Source organism: Pelagimonas sp. (assembly GCF_050633425.1).
Taxonomy (GTDB): Bacteria; Pseudomonadota; Alphaproteobacteria; order Rhodobacterales; family Rhodobacteraceae; genus Pelagimonas.
In genome coordinates, this window is record NZ_JBOEGM010000026.1 from 60,997 (window position 1) to 77,264 (window position 16,268).

The following is a 16,268-nucleotide window of genomic DNA, read 5'->3' on the forward strand; positions in this document are numbered from 1 at the left end:
TCCGGGGATTGGATCACGGAACATGAGCCTGTCGTCAAAGCGAGCGGGACGCCAAACTTGGCGGCAAACCCCTACCGCAGACCTCCCGGCACAACTGCGCTTAGGGGGGCGGTCAACCAACATCATTTCGGCGCGCAGGCAGGGGGGCGATACTGCGCATGCGCCCGGCCCCCAAATGCAGCACCGGAGATTTTGGACCTGGGTCGCACCAAGGGTTTAGCGCGACCGTCTCTTGACCCCGCCACGTTGTCCCGGACGGCCTGCGGTGGATCGACCACGTGACTTGACCGCCGCATCAGACGCAGCCTCGACGGCCGATTGGCGTGCCAAAGGGTCATCTGCGACTGCGAGATCGACGGCCTCAAGCCGCTTGACCTCATCACGCAACCGCGCCGCCTCTTCAAACTCAAGGTTTTCGGCGGCCTTGCGCATATCATTGCGAAGCCCCTCCAAGACGGTTTGCAAGTTGCCGCCAGCGTGGCCCTTGTCGATCTTGGCGGTGACACGCGACTGATCGGTATCCCCTTGGTAAAGTCCGGCCAGAATATCTTCGACATTCTTTTTCACCGTTGCAGGCGTGATGCCGTGTTCGAGATTATAGGCTTCTTGCTTGGCGCGGCGGCGGTTGGTTTCGCCGATCGCGCGTTCCATCGAACCGGTTATACGATCTGCATACATAATCACCCGGCCATCGGCGTTCCGCGCGGCGCGGCCAATGGTTTGCACCAGAGATGTTTCCGAGCGCAAGAACCCCTCCTTGTCCGCATCCAGAATCGCTACCAACCCGCATTCTGGAATGTCCAAACCCTCTCGCAACAGGTTGATGCCGATCAGGACGTCGAAGGCCCCAAGCCGCAAATCACGCAGGATTTCGATCCGTTCAATCGTGTCGATATCAGAGTGCATGTAGCGCACTTTGATGCCTTGTTCGTGCAAGTATTCGGTCAAATCCTCAGCCATGCGTTTGGTCAGCGTGGTGACCAACGTCCGCATGCCTTCGGCTGTTACCTTGCGGATTTCATCAAGGACATCATCAACTTGCATCTCTACCGGGCGAATTTCCACTGGTGGGTCAAGCAACCCGGTTGGGCGGATCACCTGTTCGGTAAACACACCGCCCGATTGTTCGAGCTCCCAGGATGCAGGGGTCGCAGACACAAAGATAGATTGCGGGCGCATCGCGTCCCACTCTTCGAATTTGAGCGGACGGTTATCCATGCAAGATGGTAACCGGAACCCGTGTTCCGACAGTGTGAATTTGCGGCGGTAGTCACCTTTGTACATCCCGCCAATTTGCGGAACAGACACGTGGGATTCATCCGCAAAAACAATAGCATGATCGGGGATGAATTCGAAAAGTGTCGGGGGCGGCTCGCCCGGTGCGCGCCCAGTTAAGTAACGTGAATAGTTCTCAATCCCGTTGCAGACCCCGGTCGCTTCCAGCATTTCGAGATCAAAATTGCAGCGCTGTTCAAGCCGCTGCGCTTCGAGCAATTTGCCGTCGTTCACCAGCTGGTCGAGCCGCTGGCGCAGCTCTTTTTTGATGCCAATGATGGCCTGCTGCATCGTCGGTTTCGGCGTCACATAGTGAGAATTCGCATAGAGGCGGATTTGCTCAAACGTATCGGTCTTTACCCCGGTGAGCGGGTCAAATTCTGTAATTGCTTCTAGTTCTTCTCCAAAAAACGACAGTTTCCAAGCGCGGTCCTCAAGGTGAGCGGGCCAAATTTCCAAACTGTCGCCGCGCACCCGGAAGGTGCCACGTTGAAACGCCTGATCATTGCGTTTGTATTGCTGGGCGACCAGATCGGCGATGACCTTGCGCTGGTCGTATTCTTTGCCAGCGTGCAGATCCTGCGTCATCGCACCGTAGGTTTCCACCGATCCGATACCATAAATGCATGACACAGAGGCGACGATAATCACGTCGTCACGCTCCAAGAGAGCCCGCGTGGCCGAGTGGCGCATCCGGTCAATTTGGTCGTTAATCTGGCTTTCTTTTTCGATATAGGTGTCCGACCGGGCGACATAGGCCTCGGGCTGATAATAGTCGTAGAAAGACACAAAATACTCGACAGCGTTATCTGGAAAGAACCCTTTGAATTCGCCGTAAAGCTGAGCCGCCAATGTCTTGTTGGGTGCCAAAATAATGGCGGGGCGCTGAGTTTCCTCAATCACCTTGGCCATCGTGAATGTTTTACCCGTGCCGGTGGCCCCAAGCAAAACTTGGGCCCGGTCGCCGTCTCGAATCCCTTCGGACAATTCGACAATCGCCGTCGGCTGATCCCCAGCGGGGCTGAATTCAGTGTGCAAAATGAATTGCTTGCCACCTTCCAACTTTTCCCGTTCTTTCACGTCGGGTGCCGGTGAGTGCAAAAAAGCTTCGGTTTTGTCGGAATGGGCGTAAGGCATGGCGATTCCCGCAGTAGAACAAAAGTAGAATTGTCTTCATTGCGTTGGTTTTCAACCCCTCAAAGCGGTTTGAATGCTGCTTTGCGGCAAGTATGTGAAAACAATACAAAATGTCGCAGTTGACCCAAAGTCACCTATTTTCATGTTGTTAGGCGTGAGCAGGCCAAGTCCTGCCGGTTTTGACCCAAAAAGACTATTGCGAGAAAGTTTAGGCAAAATGTACCTTTTTCTTAAGCAGATGGTTTGATCGGCATTTGGCGCTGCACCTACCCACCCCTCGCTCCCCGCGGAGCCTCGCTGATCAAACCGCTGCTTGTCACCCGTATGCAATATGTGACAAATGGGCCTGACTGGGCGCTTGCCCTATGGCCGGGAATCTCAGATAACCGCCTTTGACGAAGGAGACTCATTATGCTTGCACGCATTTATCAGCCCGCCAAAACCGCAATGTCCTCTGGTCAGGGCAAAACCAAGGTTTGGGTGTTGGAATTTGCGCCGGCTTCACGCCGGGAAGTTGATCCGCTGATGGGATGGACGTCGTCGAGCGATACTCAGAGCCAAGTCAAAATGCGTTTTGAAAGCAAAGAGGCGGCCGTTGCCTATGCCAAAGACCGGGGCATAGAAGCACAGGTTGTTGAGCCAAATAAACGCAAAGCAAATATTCGCGCCCGTGGGTATGCCGAAAACTTTGCTGTTGATCGGCGGGTTCCTTGGACGCACTAACGACAGACTAACATTCTCGAGCGCGATTAAAGGAGTTTGATCGCGCTTTGGGAGGTATCTCGAAAATGGTGCTCAATGAGCGTTGATGCCAGATCAGCGTCGCGGGCAAGTGTTGCATTCATGATGTCGCGATGTTCATCATGTTTCTTAACACCAAGCCCTTCTGGTGCGCGTTTGGTTACAAACCGGTATCTGTCAAGCTGATCGAACATGATCGAGCGCAGACGAAACAGCCATCGGCCCTCACATGCTGCCACGATTGCCTCGTGAAATTCACGATGACGTTCGACCCATTCCGAATGCCGTTGCATTCGTCGGTCCCAAGGAAGCCCTTCAATCAGGCTTAGACGGTGATGGGTGGCAACGATGTTGGTTTCCCAATCTTCATCACCGTGCTTGATCGCTGATCTTACCGCCTCTGTTTCGAAACTGATGAAATGGTCGGTGATTTCAATAAGCTCTTCTGCGGAAACCGGCGAAACCTTGAAGCCTTTTCCTGCTTCGACCGTCACGAAGCCTTCGGACGAAAGCTGAGACAAAGCTTCGCGCAAGGTGCCAATACCAACGTCATACCTTTTGGTCATGTCGGCGAACTTCAAGCGGGTTTCAGGCGCAAAGACAGAGCTTACAATATCGGTGCGCAGACGGGTTAAGACGTCTCGGTCATCTTTGGCATCCGTCTTTGAACGGGAGCTATCAGTCGATTTCAAATGACCACGCGCCACGGGTATTCTCCAATAGTTTCAATGTCTTCATCGGGGTTTTAGGTCTCGACACCCCTCATTTGTAGATTTCCGAATATCTTATCCAAGTGAGAAAGAACATCAAAAAAGATAAAATGTCTTCGCATGACGTATTTTCTGTAATAGAAATATTTTCGAAAATACAGGGAAGAAAGAATGAGGTTTTTGTCGTTCACGCACAAGGGACGTTCGTCTTGGGGGGTGGTTGTCGAGCGGGGTCTTGTTGATCTCGGCGCGCGCGAAACCAACCCATTCCCGGACCTGCGGTCCTTTATTGCCGCTGGGCGCCCGTCTTCGATTTTGGACAACCTTGAAGCGCCGGACTTTGGATTGAATGACGTCGATCTGGCACCTGTGATTCCAAATCCCGACAAAATTATTCTGGCCGCGCTCAATTATTGGGAGGATGCGGCGGACCCGGCCAAGGCCCCTAATTACCCCGTGCTCTTTTTGCGGTTGGCGTCATCTCAGATCGGCGCCGGAGCGCCGCTGATTCAGCCGCGTTCCTCCCAAAAACTGGACTTTGAAGGCGAGCTGGCTGTCATCATCGGGGCCGGTGGGCGGCATATTCCCCTAGAGCAGGCCATGGATCATGTCGCCGGGTATTCGATCTACAACGACGCCAGCGTGCGCGATTGGCAAAAGCACTCACATCAGTTCACGCCCGGCAAGAATTTTGTGGGGACAGGTGCCTTTGGCCCATGGATGGTTGAGGCCGAAGACCTTCCGATTCCAAGCCGCGGCGTATCCTTGGTAACGCGTGTGAACGGCGTGGAAAAGCAGCGGACCAATACGTCGAAAATGATCTTCGATATTCCCTATCTGATTTCCTACCTGTCAACCTTTGCGCCGCTCGAGCCGGGGGACGTCATTGTGACGGGAACCTGCACGGGCTTTGGCATAACGCGCAGCCCTCAGGAATTCTTGAGCCCCGGAGATGTCGTTGACGTGGAGATAGAGGGGATCGGGGTGCTTTCGAACCCGGTGGAGGCAGAGTCGTGATCGGAGGTGCCAGTCATGCTCTGGGGAAATTTTCCGCTATGCTAAAATTTTCGAAAATAATTTGCATTGTGGAAAATGCATGCTAATGATCAGCAAGAGACGCCAAAAGGGGATGCGGGTATGAGCTATTTGGTAAATTCATTGGGGCACATCCAACTGAATGTTGTAGATGTCGACGCCTTGGTGCGTGAGTCCCGTGATATACTGGGGCTTCGGGTGACACGCGAAGAGGCCGGGTCTGTCTGGTTGTCGTCGAACGGACGCATGGCCGAACTGGTCTTGCATGAGGCAGATGAAAACTCGATCCGCTCTCTTGGGTTTGAAGCCGTTTCCGAAGCGGCTGTTGCAGAAGCTGCCAGCCGGGTTGCGGATGCGGGCTGTAGGCTGGCGGCGACCGACCCAAGCTTGGATTGCTGCGTGGCGGGCATGCGTTTTGTCACGCCCCAAGGCCACACATTTGAACTTCACTCGCCTGTCGCCACCGAGATTTACAATGTTCGTCACGCCACGACCGGCATGTCGCCGTTGCGGATTGATCACGTTAATATCACCTCACCCGAACCGGTAGAAACCCGTGCGCAGATGGAGCGGATCATGGGGATGCGACTGTCTGAGCGCATGGTCGATGATGGCCTGAGCTGGATGCGTGGTGCAAACCGCTTGCATCATATTCTGGGCATTGTGCGTGGAGATACGGGGCTGCACCACTATTCTTGGGAAGTGGCTGAGTTTTCCGATTACTGCAAATTGGGCGACCGTCTGGACACCATCGAAAAGAACTTCGTTTGGGGCCCCGGCCGGCATCGGCCCGGCGATAATACCTTTGCCTATTATGTCGATTCATGTGGCGCAATGGTCGAATGCGCCGGCGGCATGGCTTTGATCAATGACGATGATCGATATGAGCCGAACGTCATCACAGCACTTAAGCGCCCTGACAATGTGCGCGTCATGAACGTCTGGGGCGAGCCCGCGCCGGCCCCGTGGCTTGCACATAAATTCCCTTGGGCCGCGCCTGCAAAATAACGACAAAATAAGGACGATCACCATGACAAAACTCGGAATCCTTGAGGGGTCATTGCGCAACGCGTCTTTGTCACGAGCAGCCGGTCGCGCGGCGGCGGGCCTTGTGCCCGACGGCATGACCGCTGTTGCTCTGCCAAATCCCGGTAGTTTGCCGCTCTTCAATCAGGATGTTTTGGACGAAGGCATGCCCGACAGCGTTGCGGCGTTTATGGACGCGGTCGACGGCGTGGATGCGCTGCTGATTGTCACCCCAGAATACAACTGGTCCATTCCAGGCGGGCTTAAAAACGCGATTGACTGGCTGTCGCGCAGGAAACCAAACCCTTTGTCGGGCAAGCCTGCCACAATTTGGAGCGTCTCGCCGGGTTTGTTGGGGGGCGCGCGCGTTCACGAAGGGCTACGGCATACCCTTCTGTCTCAGTCCATGTTGGTCATGGCCACACCAGAGGTTCAAATCGCGACCGCCAAGGCGAAAATTGACGTGGAAACCGGCCAGATCACCAATGCGGATACAGAAGCGTTTCTGCAGGATCATCTCTCTAAGTTCGCCGCGTTCTGTCACTAAAGAGGCCAGGTTAAATGGAACATCAGCTTAACTTCATGTCAGACGGCCTCAAGCTTTCCGGCGTTTTGCACGTGCCAGAGGATCGCGAGCCGGGGCAGCGGCTTCCGACATTTATTGTGTTGCACGGGTTTGTCGGAACCAAAGACAAGTCCCATGTCGAACTTGTCGCCCGTATGATCGAAGAGATGGGATATTGCGTCTTTCGCATTGATTTTCGGGGGTGCGGTGAAAGTGAAGGCGCACGGGGCGAGGTCCGCTGTTTTGACCAAGTGGCGGATACCCGCAATGCGCTGTCCTTTATTTCACAACGCGAAGAAGTGGACCCGGAGCGCATCGGCCTGACCGGGCATAGTTTTGGTGCGGCTGTGGCGATATTCACTGGCGGTGTCGATGAGCGTGTCGCCTGTGTGTTGTCGCTATGCGGCTGGGGAGATGGCGAACGCAAATTTCGCGGCCAGCACCCGACCCCTGAGGCTTGGGACAGGTTTACCGGCATTTTGGAAGAGGGCCGCAAACAGAAAGCAGAGACCGGCAAAAGCATGTGGGTGTCGCGGTTTGATGTGGTGCCTATCCCCGAAGCCCTGCGCGCTAACCTCTCGCCACATGCGCAATTTGAGGTGCCCGTTGAAACGGCCATTTCGATGTATAATTTCCGGGCCGAGGATGTTGTCGCGGATATCGCACCGCGTCCTTTGCTGCTTTTCCACACAGCGGGTGATGTGATTACTCCGATGGAGCAATCCATTCGTTTGTTTGAAAAAGCGGGTGCGAATGCCGAATTGATGATCCCCACAGGCGTGTCGCATTTCCCTCTTTCTGACGAAGATGCACCACATACGCGTGCTCTTATTGATGCTTGGCTCAAGAAATTCTTCCCCACACCGCTGAGCGCTCAGGGATGAAGTCGTTTCGCCCAGATGATCTTAAGTCATACGCGCGCGCGCTTTTGGAGAGCGGGGGCTATAGTGCGCCCCATGCGGAGCGCTGTGCTGATATCCTTGTTTGGGCCAATGCCCGCGGTGCGAACTCTCACGGTGTGCTTCGCATTCCCCGCTACTTGGAAATGGTCACGCAGGGTTTGATTGCCCCAAAAGCCGAGCCGCAGGTTGTGTCGACACAGGGGGCCGTTGGTGTCCTTGAAGCTGGCCGCGCACCCGGTCCCTCGGCCATGGTGAGCGCAATGGACACCGCGCTCGATATCGCCAGTCGCCTAAATATCGGTTGGTGTTCGGCGCGCAATATCACCCATGCTGGTGCTGTCGGCTACTTTGCCCTTCGGGCCGCGAGGCGCGGGTACATTGGCATCGTTATGACGGCATCCGGCCCATTGATGGCCTATCACGGGGCAAAAGTATCCGGGGTCTCTACCAATCCCATTTCGATTTCGGCACCTGCGGATGGTGATCCCTTGTTGCTTGATATGTCCACCTCGACTGCGGCGCTTGGCAAGGTCTTATATGCAAAGGATGCGGGCACCGCGATCCCGGCCAGTTGGGCGTTGGATCAGAACGGCGCGCCAACTTCTGACCCAAACCAAGTTGCGACACTGTCTCCTCTGGGTGGCCCCAAAGGGTCAGGCCTGTCGTTGATGATCGAAGTCATGTCCAGCGTTCTTGTCTCCAATCCCGTGATTTCAACGGTTTTAGGTGGAGGAAAAGGGGCGATGAATGGGGTCGCGATAGCGATCAAAGTCGATGCCTTTGGCAGCCCCCAGACTTTTGCGAGCCATGTTGCCGAATTGGGGCAGAGCTTGAAAAAACTGCCCAAAGCCCCGGACACTGAGGATATTCTATTACCGGGAGAGCGCGGGTTTCGCATGTCAAAAGCCCGAATGGAAACTGGAATTCCTGTTGCAGATGGCACGCTTGACCGGTTGGCGACGCTTGCAGAACACTTTGATGTTCCTCAACCGGCGGCAATCTCAACAGACAAGAAAGACGGAGCGGATAGCTAAATCTGGGCTTACATCCAGTATTCTTGGGAGGGAACGTTAGTGCAATTTAAGGATCAAGTACCATCAAGTATCGCGCAGCGCGCTGTCAGCGGCGTTGTGCTGTTGGCAGTTGGCCTTGGCATGCTCTTGGTGGCCTGGGGCTATCCCGTGGGAACACTCAAGCAGATGGGGCCGGGTTATATTCCGCGTGTCATTGGTGTTCTGATTTCATGTCTGGCCCTTGCGATCTTGGTAAGTGATCTCAAAGCCCCCAACGACGATCCGCCGGGCGGGATGCATTGGCGGGGGCTGATCTTCATTTCCGCAGCGATCACCCTGTTTGCGTTCCTCGTGGATGTTGCGGGGCTTGTTCCTTCGATGTTCCTCGCAGCCGCTGTTTCAATGTTTGCAGACGACCGCGCCCGCCCTGTGCCGGTTTTGATCTACGCCACTTTGGCGACGGCCGTGGGGTGGGTGTTGTTTCTCGTTGCCCTTGAATTGCCAATCCCAGCGTTCTGGAGGTAGCTATGATAGATCAGTTCCTCCTTGGCCTGTCAGTCGTCCTTCAACCGAACGTCTTGATGTATGCCTTCTTTGGGGTGTTTCTTGGACAACTCATCGGAGTGCTTCCGGGTGTTGGTGCCATCACGGCAATCTCGTTGCTTTTGCCCGTCACATTTTATCTCGATGCCACGACGTCGATGATCCTGCTGGCAGGTATCTACTACGGGTCACAATATGGGGGCTCAATCGCGTCCATTCTCCTGAACTTACCCGGCACCCCATCCTCGGTTGTGACCTGTCTCGAGGGCTATCCGCTTGCTCAGAGCAATCGCGCTGGTCTTGCCTTATTCGTCGCGGCCTTTTCTTCGTTTTTGGGCGGCATGGTTGGTGTATCAATCCTCGTGCTGGCCGCGATCCCAATGACGGTGATCGCCCTGAAGTTCGGGGCACCTGAATACGCGATGCTGGTCATGTTTGGCCTGATAACAGCCTCTATGATTGGCACCGGCTCACAGATCAGGGCCTTTGCGATGGTCACGTTGGGCGTGGGGCTTGGGCTGGTCGGGGCGGATGCAACGACGGGGTATTATCGTTTTGTCGCGATGCCGGAACTTGCCGATGGCATAAGCTTGGTGTCCCTGGCCATGGGGCTCTTTGGAGTGAGCGAAGTGATCCGCAATGCGGCCCGCAGACCCCCACCGGGCGAGACCAAATTGTCGGTCAGAATGCGCGATGTCATTCCCAAAGGGTCCGAAGCAAAATCGCTGGTTTTTCCCATTATTCGTGGGTCTAGTATCGGTAGCTTTTTTGGGGCGTTGCCAGGAACAGGTGCGGCCATTGCATCCTTCATTGCCTATGCGATGGAGAAGCGCTTTTCCAAATCGCCGCAAGAGTTCGGCAAGGGCCATCTCCCCGGACTGGCGGCCCCTGAATCCGCAAATAATGCAGCCTCTCAGACGGGCTTTATTCCGACGCTTTCGTTGGGGGTGCCCGGTGACGCCGTGATGGCGCTGATCATTGGGGCGCTTCTCTTGAACGGGATCATTCCAGGTCCACGTCTGATGGTCGACCAGCCCGAGCTGTTCTGGGGGGTGATCGCAAGCTTTTTCGTCGGCAATATCATCTTGCTTCTGATCAACATTCCCTTGATCAAACTTTGGGTTTTGTTGCTGCGTATTCCCTATCAGAAGCTATATCCGATGATCATCCTCATGATTTGTGTCGGGGTGTATTCACATCGCACAAGCGTAACAGATGTGATGTTGACGCTTGCCTTTGGTGTCCTTGGGTACGTGATGAAAAACTACCGCTTTGAGCCGGCCCCAGTTCTGTTGGGGTTCGTGCTTGGCCCACTTCTCGAAGACAATTTTCGCCGCACGATGTTGCTCTATGGTGGTGATTTTAGTGTCTTTCTGACCCGTCCGATCAGCGCGACTTTGGTGTTTTTTACGATAGGCTTGATCGTTTTTTCCATCTGGTCGGGCCTCAAAAAGGGGCCGGTGGTCGACACGTAAAAGGATGGCTTTGCAGACTGCCTTTCCAAGCCGGAGGCACCCAAACAACACGGCTTTTCAATTGGGAGGAAGAAAATGATAAAGAAACTTTTGACGGCGGTTCCACTTGCAATCGCGCTTGCTCTACCTGTTGCGGCTGAGGACTTCCCTGACCGTTCCTTGCGGATCGTGCATGGGTTTGGCGCAGGCGGGAACGCCGATACAGTGTCGCGGATTTTGGCCGAGGAAATGTCAAAAGGGCTGGGCCAGCCTGTGGTGGTGGAATCACGCCCCGGAGCAGGCGGCACGGTCGCCTCCGGTTATGTGTCGGGCCAAGACCCCGATGGGTATACAATGCAATTGATGGTCGGGGGGCATGCGGTCGCCGCTGCTCTTTATAACAGCCTGCCTTACGAGTCCGTTGATGGCTTCACCTTTATCTCAACATTGGGGCAGTTCCCGTTCATGGTCGCGGCGCGTTCCGGCGAATATGAGTCCATACAAGCCTTGGTCGAGGCTGCCAAAGCCGCACCGGGCAGCATCAAAATTGGACATTCTGGGATCGGCTCTACCCAACACCTGACGGGCGAATTGTTGGGGCTGCGCACTGGCGTGGACTTCCTGCACATCCCGTACAAAGGAGGGGCAGCGGCATCGACTGCGTTGATGGGTGGCGAAGTTGACGTTGTCATTGATACCGGAACCGTGATCCGGCCTCAGGCAGAAGCGGGTGTTTACGACATCCTTGCTGTGACCTCAGGCGAACGTTGGCCTGATGCACCAGATGTTCCGACTGTTTCGGAGACCGTTGCCGCTGATTTTGATGTGGTGTCCTGGACAGGAATCGGTATGCCCGCTGGAGTGCCTGATGCGATTGCCGAGCGTATTCGCAGCGAAGTTCATGCTGCGCTCGCGATACCTGCTGTAAGTGAGAAAATCACCTCGCTGGGTGCCAAGCCTGCGCCGTCGTCAGGTGACGAGATGAACACTCTTATCACCGGTCAAATCGCTGTTTGGACTGATGTCATCGACACTGCTGGCATTGAAAAGCGCTAAACCTTTCGGCCCGCTGGCAAGGTGTTGGCGGGCCAAATTCATAACAAGGCGGAGATCCCAGAATGACCGAGCCGAAACCCGAAGATCTCTATGCCAAAATGCTGCGGCAGACCCTGTTTGTGATCACCACAACACCGGCCCGCGGCCCCGGTATGCAAGAGCTTTTGCCAGCGCATCTGGAATATCAAATCAAAATGGAGCGAGACGGGATTCTGTTTGGCGCAGGACCGCTGTTCAAAGAAGGCGAGACCACCCCTTATGGAGGGATGATCATTGTTCGCGCCAAGGACGAAGCCGAGGCCCGCGCACATGCCGATTTAGACCCGTTTCATGTCGCGGGTTTGCGGCAATACACCCTGACCCGCTGGATGCTCAACGAAGGCGGGATGACCTTTTCCATGCGTTATTCGGACCAATCCGTTGTGATTGGATAAAGGAGCCGCAACTCGGCGCCGTCACTCTGATGGGCCAGCGGCTGCTCCGCCCTCAGAGTGCTTTAGGCGCGTTCGAGGCGGGCATCGGCAGGAACTTTGCGCCCAAGCTTAGGACATTGCACGCCATCCGCACCCAAGCCCGACTAACAGGCGTGGGTGCTTCTTGCATGTTGCCTTCGCGGGGCTTTCCGGGCACCACGCAGCGATGTCGCAATACGCATGCCGACACGATTGCCCTTTGCCCGGCCTGTTTCACAAAAGCCCAAGGCTTAGCGATGTGCGGACCCGACTCTTGCTGGGCGCATTCAGACCTGAGACCGCCCTGGCGAAAAAACCGCGCATCGTCTTTGGTGACGGTGCTCAAAAATGAACAATTGTTGCGCAAGAGTTGCGTGACCCGCCTGCCTTGGTCTTAACTTGAGTTAACGATGGGGAGGATCGTATGGAAACCGGAATGCACCTAGCAAGGCCGTTATTAAACGAGCAGGGCATGGTTCTGGAGTCCGTCTTGAATTCGGATATCGCTCAAAGCTGGCAGCGATGCCTGGACCAGGGGCTTGACCCAAATACCACCCCGCAAGACTGTGTCCTGAGCTTTGAAAAATTTTACCAGCGTAAACAACGCGAAGAACGGTATTTGACCCTGGCGCGCCCGGAAATGGAACTGCTGTCGAACCAAATTGCGGGGCCTAATTACCTGATCGCTTTTGGGGATTCCGAAGGTGTTGTGCTGGATGTTTTTACGGATGCCGAAGCTGAAACGTCTGAAATAGCGCGGGCCATTGTGCCCGGATCGGTCTGGGACGAAGATTTGCGTGGCACAAATGCGCTTGGCCTCGTGGCAAAGCATGGCAAGCGGTTCACAGTTTCAGGGTCTGAACATTTTTTCTCGGCCAATGGCTTGATCTCTTGCATTGCCGCCCCGATTTTTCGCAGCGATGGCAACCTGGCCGGGGTGCTCGATGTGACATCTCCCGTGTCCGACCGTGAGCGCCACACGGCAACACTGGTTGGGCTTGCTGCTCAGAATATTTCGAACCGGCTGTTTATCGAAGACCACAGGCATGATCTTATTATGTTGTGCCATCCCCGCGAAGAATATCTGGCAACCCAAAGCGCCGGATTGTTGGCATTTGACCAAAACGGGAGAATGACAGGCGCAACTGCGATGGCGCGCGAAATTTTACCAGATATCGCCACGCTTACTGCGCCCTGTTTCAGTGATGTCTTTCAAAACGGATATGACCGAGAGCTCGATAGCATTCTATCTGGTGCAACCACGTTGCTGCGTGACCGGCAAGGAACAAGCGTGTTTGTACGCATCCGCCTGACCCGTGGACGATTGACAGGGGTCCGTGCCCCGAACCGGCGGCAAACTGTCGGCCTACCTGCGGTGCACTTGGGGCAGACGCGGCCCGATGCAGCAACCGCACCGCCAGTCACGTCTGATGATTTTCTCAAGCAACAAATCGAAATAAGCGCCGAAACAGCTGCGGCGCGCTTGCCGGTTCGGGTTTGCGGGCGTTCGGGGAGCGGGCTGAGCGAAACCGCGCGGGCGGTGCATGGGCAAATCGCGGGTCAGGACCGCTATGTTGAAATTGATTGTTCCAGTTCCCAAAACAACCCGATTGATTTTCTATTGCATGGGCAAATGATTGACGGTGGCAATCAGGCGTTTGATCTCGGGCCCAGCCCGATGCTCGACATGCCCGGCAATGTGTCTTTGATCCTTGATGGCATAGAGGGGTTGGGCGATCGCGCGCTTCCCGTGGTCAAACGTTTGATGGCACAACTGGATAGACGGGCACGCGATGATGCGGCGCGGGGGCGTTGGGCGCTAATCGTAACAGAGCGCAGCAAGGCAGATACCCCATGTCATCCGGGCGCTGAGACACCTGTATTCGATGACTTTTGGGGGCATTCCTTTTGTGTGCCAGCCCTGGCCAACCGGATGGATTTGCACGCGGTCGCAGATCGCATTCTGAGCGACTTTTCCGGGGACGCGCGGCTGACGGATGACGCTGTTCAACTGATGCGTCAGGTCGGAGAGCATTTGACGTTTTATTCGTTACGTCGCCTGATTTTCCAACTGGCTCGGCATGATAAATCCGGCGTTATAGATGCGGGTAAGGTGTTGGATTTACTTCCCCATTTGCGCGCATATGCGGATGTGTGTCCGGCCTGCCACGGGCATACCATCCGCGAAGCCAATTGCCGCCGCATCCGACGAACCGTCCGCGAATGCGATGGCAATGTCAGTTTGGCGGCGCGCAGGCTCGGGATGTCACGCAACACGGTTTACAAGCATTCAGGTCCGGGCAAATGACCGGTCTTGTTCCCATATTTTTACCAGCCCTTTACTGTACCGGACCGCCCGATGTGATTTAGGCGCGGCCATTGTTTCCAACGATCCAAGACAGATAACCACTCGGGGCTGATGGCCTTTGGGGGGAGGAATGCGGCTGCGCTTTGCGGGGCCGTACCAAACACGTATTTCACGTAACAGGAGGAAAAATCGTGAAAACACTCTTCAACACACTGGCTGTATCAGCCTTGCTCGCTGGGGCTGCCTATGCTCAGGGGGCAGACGTTCCGGATAATCTTGAAAAGCTGTCGAATTTTCAAAGCACCGGCACCACAGATTTCACCTATATCGAACAAACGGGTGTCTTTGCAGATGGGATCAAGAAAAGCCTAGAGCAGGTCACATTGCCGGATGGATTCAAGATCGAACTCTATGCGGTTGTTCCCGATGCCCGGCATATTGCGGTTGGGTCACAAGGTATCGTTACCTTTGTTGGCACCCGTAAAGACAAGGTGTGGTCGGTCACAGACCGCAACAAAGATCGCATCGCAGATGAGGTCAAAGACTTTGCGCCATCCCTGACCTTTTCGATCCCCAATGGCCCGTGCTTCTCAAAGGATGGGTTCTTGTATATCGCTGAACAGAACCGGGTTTTGTTGTTCCCCGCAGCGGAATATTTTTATGAAAGCCCCGATGTCGCGGCGTTCAACCTTGTGGCCAAAGGCGATTTGATCCCTGCCTCTGAGGAAAGCTACAACCACACCGCGCGTGTGTGCAAAATTGGCCCCGACAACAAGATTTACATTTCGCTCGGCCAACCCTTCAATGTGGCTCCAAAAGAAAAGCTGGACATCAACACCAAATGGGGGATCGGCGGGATCATCCGTATGAACCTCGATGGAAGCGAACGCGAAGTCTATACATACGGTGTGCGCAATTCGGTTGGGCATGATTTCCACCCTGAAACCGGTGATTTGTGGTTTACTGACAATCAGGTCGACGGAATGGGCGACGATATCCCGCCCGGCGAAATCAACCACCAGACCGAAGCGGGTCAGCACTTTGGTCACCCGTGGTTTGGTGGCGGCGACACGCGCACCAATGAATATGCGGGCGAAGAGGTTCCTGTAGATGTTGTGCATCCTGCCGTGAACACTGTGGCGCATGCGGCCGATTTGGGCATGTCGTTCTACACGGGCAAAATGTTCCCTGCGAAGTATAAGAACGCGATATTCTCGGCCCAGCATGGATCATGGAACCGCACGACGCCTGTTGGTGCCCGCGTTATGGTCACGATGATTGATGACGAAGGCAACGCCAGCACCGAACCGTTTGCAGAAGGTTGGATCGACGAAAACGGCGAATACCTTGGCCGTCCTGTCGATGTTGCGATGCTGCGCGATGGGTCTTTGCTGGTGTCAGACGATCTGGCCGGGGCGTTGTATCGGATTTCCTATGAGGGGTCGGAATGAAGACCACTATACTCTTGATCTTGGGCGGAGTTTTCTTCGCCCAGGTCGCCACGGCAGACATCGTTGGTGACCGGGAAAATGGGCGCAAAGTTGCGCGCCAATGCAAGACATGCCACGGCAGCGATGGGCTCGCGAAACTCCCGATTGCACCGCATATCGGAGGGGAGCCGGCGGAGTATTTGATCCGCCAACTGACGGCATTTCGCGACGGCGAACGACATCATGAAATGATGTCTGTTGTTGCATCAGGGTTGGATGATCAATCCATTGCCGATGTCGCGGCATGGTATGCCGGACACATTGCCAGTGCGTCTTTGAAACCGGGGGTTAATGCCGCTGACGCGCCAGAGGCTTGTGTCGGGTGCCATGGCAGCACGGGCATTGCCGAAATCGAGGATGCGCCAAATCTGGCGGGAGAGACGGCGATGTATATCGACACCCAGCTCAAGGCGTTTCGCCTTGGCAAGCGGCATCATGAAATCATGTCCGATGTTGCCGCAGATCTGGATGACGCGGAAATCCGCGCTTTTGCCCAATGGTATGCCCAGTCAAACCTAAGTGTCGAAGCGGTGGAGTAAGACTTCGCTGGTTGGCAGATCA

At 55.2% G+C, this 16,268-nt stretch carries 15 protein-coding genes; 13 read left to right on the forward strand and 2 right to left on the reverse strand.

Annotated features, from left to right (window positions below; genetic code table 11):
* Positions 1-216 precede the first annotated feature (216 nt).
* The gene (gene uvrB, locus ACRBB0_RS21345; protein ID WP_431376494.1) at positions 217-2,412 is read right to left on the reverse strand and encodes an excinuclease ABC subunit UvrB; all 2,196 of its coding nucleotides are present in this window, start codon (positions 2,410-2,412) and stop codon (positions 217-219) included.
* A 411-nt stretch (positions 2,413-2,823) separates the two neighbouring features.
* Here uvrB and ACRBB0_RS21350 point away from each other — a divergent pair, with 411 nt between their 5' ends.
* Positions 2,824-3,135, forward strand: coding sequence for an ETC complex I subunit (locus ACRBB0_RS21350; RefSeq protein WP_431376495.1), 312 nt, complete (start codon positions 2,824-2,826; stop codon positions 3,133-3,135).
* Positions 3,136-3,161: 26 nt separating this feature from the next.
* Here the strand turns inward: ACRBB0_RS21350 and ACRBB0_RS21355 are convergent, their stop codons facing one another.
* Positions 3,162-3,860 carry an FCD domain-containing protein gene (locus ACRBB0_RS21355; protein ID WP_431376496.1) on the reverse strand — a complete coding sequence of 233 codons (699 nt, stop codon included), beginning with the start codon at positions 3,858-3,860 and terminating at the stop codon, positions 3,162-3,164.
* Between the two features lie 174 nt (positions 3,861-4,034).
* Here ACRBB0_RS21355 and ACRBB0_RS21360 point away from each other — a divergent pair, with 174 nt between their 5' ends.
* From ACRBB0_RS21360 to ACRBB0_RS21415, 12 genes are all read left to right on the forward strand, one after another.
* Positions 4,035-4,880, forward strand: coding sequence for a fumarylacetoacetate hydrolase family protein (locus ACRBB0_RS21360; protein ID WP_431376497.1), 846 nt, complete (start codon positions 4,035-4,037; stop codon positions 4,878-4,880).
* A gap of 120 nt (positions 4,881-5,000) precedes the next feature.
* Entirely contained in the window at positions 5,001-5,906 is a 906-nt protein-coding gene (locus ACRBB0_RS21365; RefSeq protein WP_431376498.1) for a VOC family protein, read from the forward strand.
* Between the two features lie 22 nt (positions 5,907-5,928).
* Positions 5,929-6,471 (forward strand): NADPH-dependent FMN reductase, encoded by a 543-nt coding sequence (locus ACRBB0_RS21370; protein ID WP_431376499.1) that lies wholly within the window; start codon positions 5,929-5,931, stop codon positions 6,469-6,471.
* A gap of 14 nt (positions 6,472-6,485) precedes the next feature.
* Positions 6,486-7,373, forward strand: a complete 888-nt coding sequence (locus ACRBB0_RS21375) for an alpha/beta hydrolase (protein WP_431376500.1) — start codon at positions 6,486-6,488, stop codon at positions 7,371-7,373.
* Positions 7,370-8,425, forward strand: coding sequence for an Ldh family oxidoreductase (locus tag ACRBB0_RS21380; protein WP_431376501.1), 1,056 nt, complete (start codon positions 7,370-7,372; stop codon positions 8,423-8,425). Before ACRBB0_RS21375 ends, ACRBB0_RS21380 begins: the two co-directional genes overlap by 4 nt.
* A gap of 39 nt (positions 8,426-8,464) precedes the next feature.
* Positions 8,465-8,929, forward strand: coding sequence for a tripartite tricarboxylate transporter TctB family protein (locus ACRBB0_RS21385; RefSeq protein ID WP_431376502.1), 465 nt, complete (start codon positions 8,465-8,467; stop codon positions 8,927-8,929).
* A 2-nt stretch (positions 8,930-8,931) separates the two neighbouring features.
* Entirely contained in the window at positions 8,932-10,422 is a 1,491-nt protein-coding gene (locus ACRBB0_RS21390) for a tripartite tricarboxylate transporter permease (protein WP_431376503.1), read from the forward strand.
* A gap of 75 nt (positions 10,423-10,497) precedes the next feature.
* Entirely contained in the window at positions 10,498-11,457 is a 960-nt protein-coding gene (locus ACRBB0_RS21395) for a Bug family tripartite tricarboxylate transporter substrate binding protein (RefSeq protein WP_431376504.1), read from the forward strand.
* A 62-nt stretch (positions 11,458-11,519) separates the two neighbouring features.
* Positions 11,520-11,891 carry a YciI family protein gene (locus ACRBB0_RS21400; RefSeq protein ID WP_431376505.1) on the forward strand — a complete coding sequence of 124 codons (372 nt, stop codon included), beginning with the start codon at positions 11,520-11,522 and terminating at the stop codon, positions 11,889-11,891.
* 442 nt (positions 11,892-12,333) lie between these two features.
* Entirely contained in the window at positions 12,334-14,217 is a 1,884-nt protein-coding gene (locus ACRBB0_RS21405; protein WP_431376506.1) for a sigma-54-dependent Fis family transcriptional regulator, read from the forward strand.
* Positions 14,218-14,408: 191 nt separating this feature from the next.
* Positions 14,409-15,668: a PQQ-dependent sugar dehydrogenase gene (locus ACRBB0_RS21410; protein WP_431376507.1), complete on the forward strand. Its 1,260-nt coding sequence runs from the start codon at positions 14,409-14,411 to the stop codon at positions 15,666-15,668.
* Positions 15,665-16,246, forward strand: a complete 582-nt coding sequence (locus tag ACRBB0_RS21415) for a c-type cytochrome (RefSeq protein ID WP_431376508.1) — start codon at positions 15,665-15,667, stop codon at positions 16,244-16,246. The genes ACRBB0_RS21410 and ACRBB0_RS21415 overlap by 4 nt, the downstream gene beginning before the upstream one ends.
* The last annotated feature ends 22 nt before the right edge of the window (positions 16,247-16,268 follow it).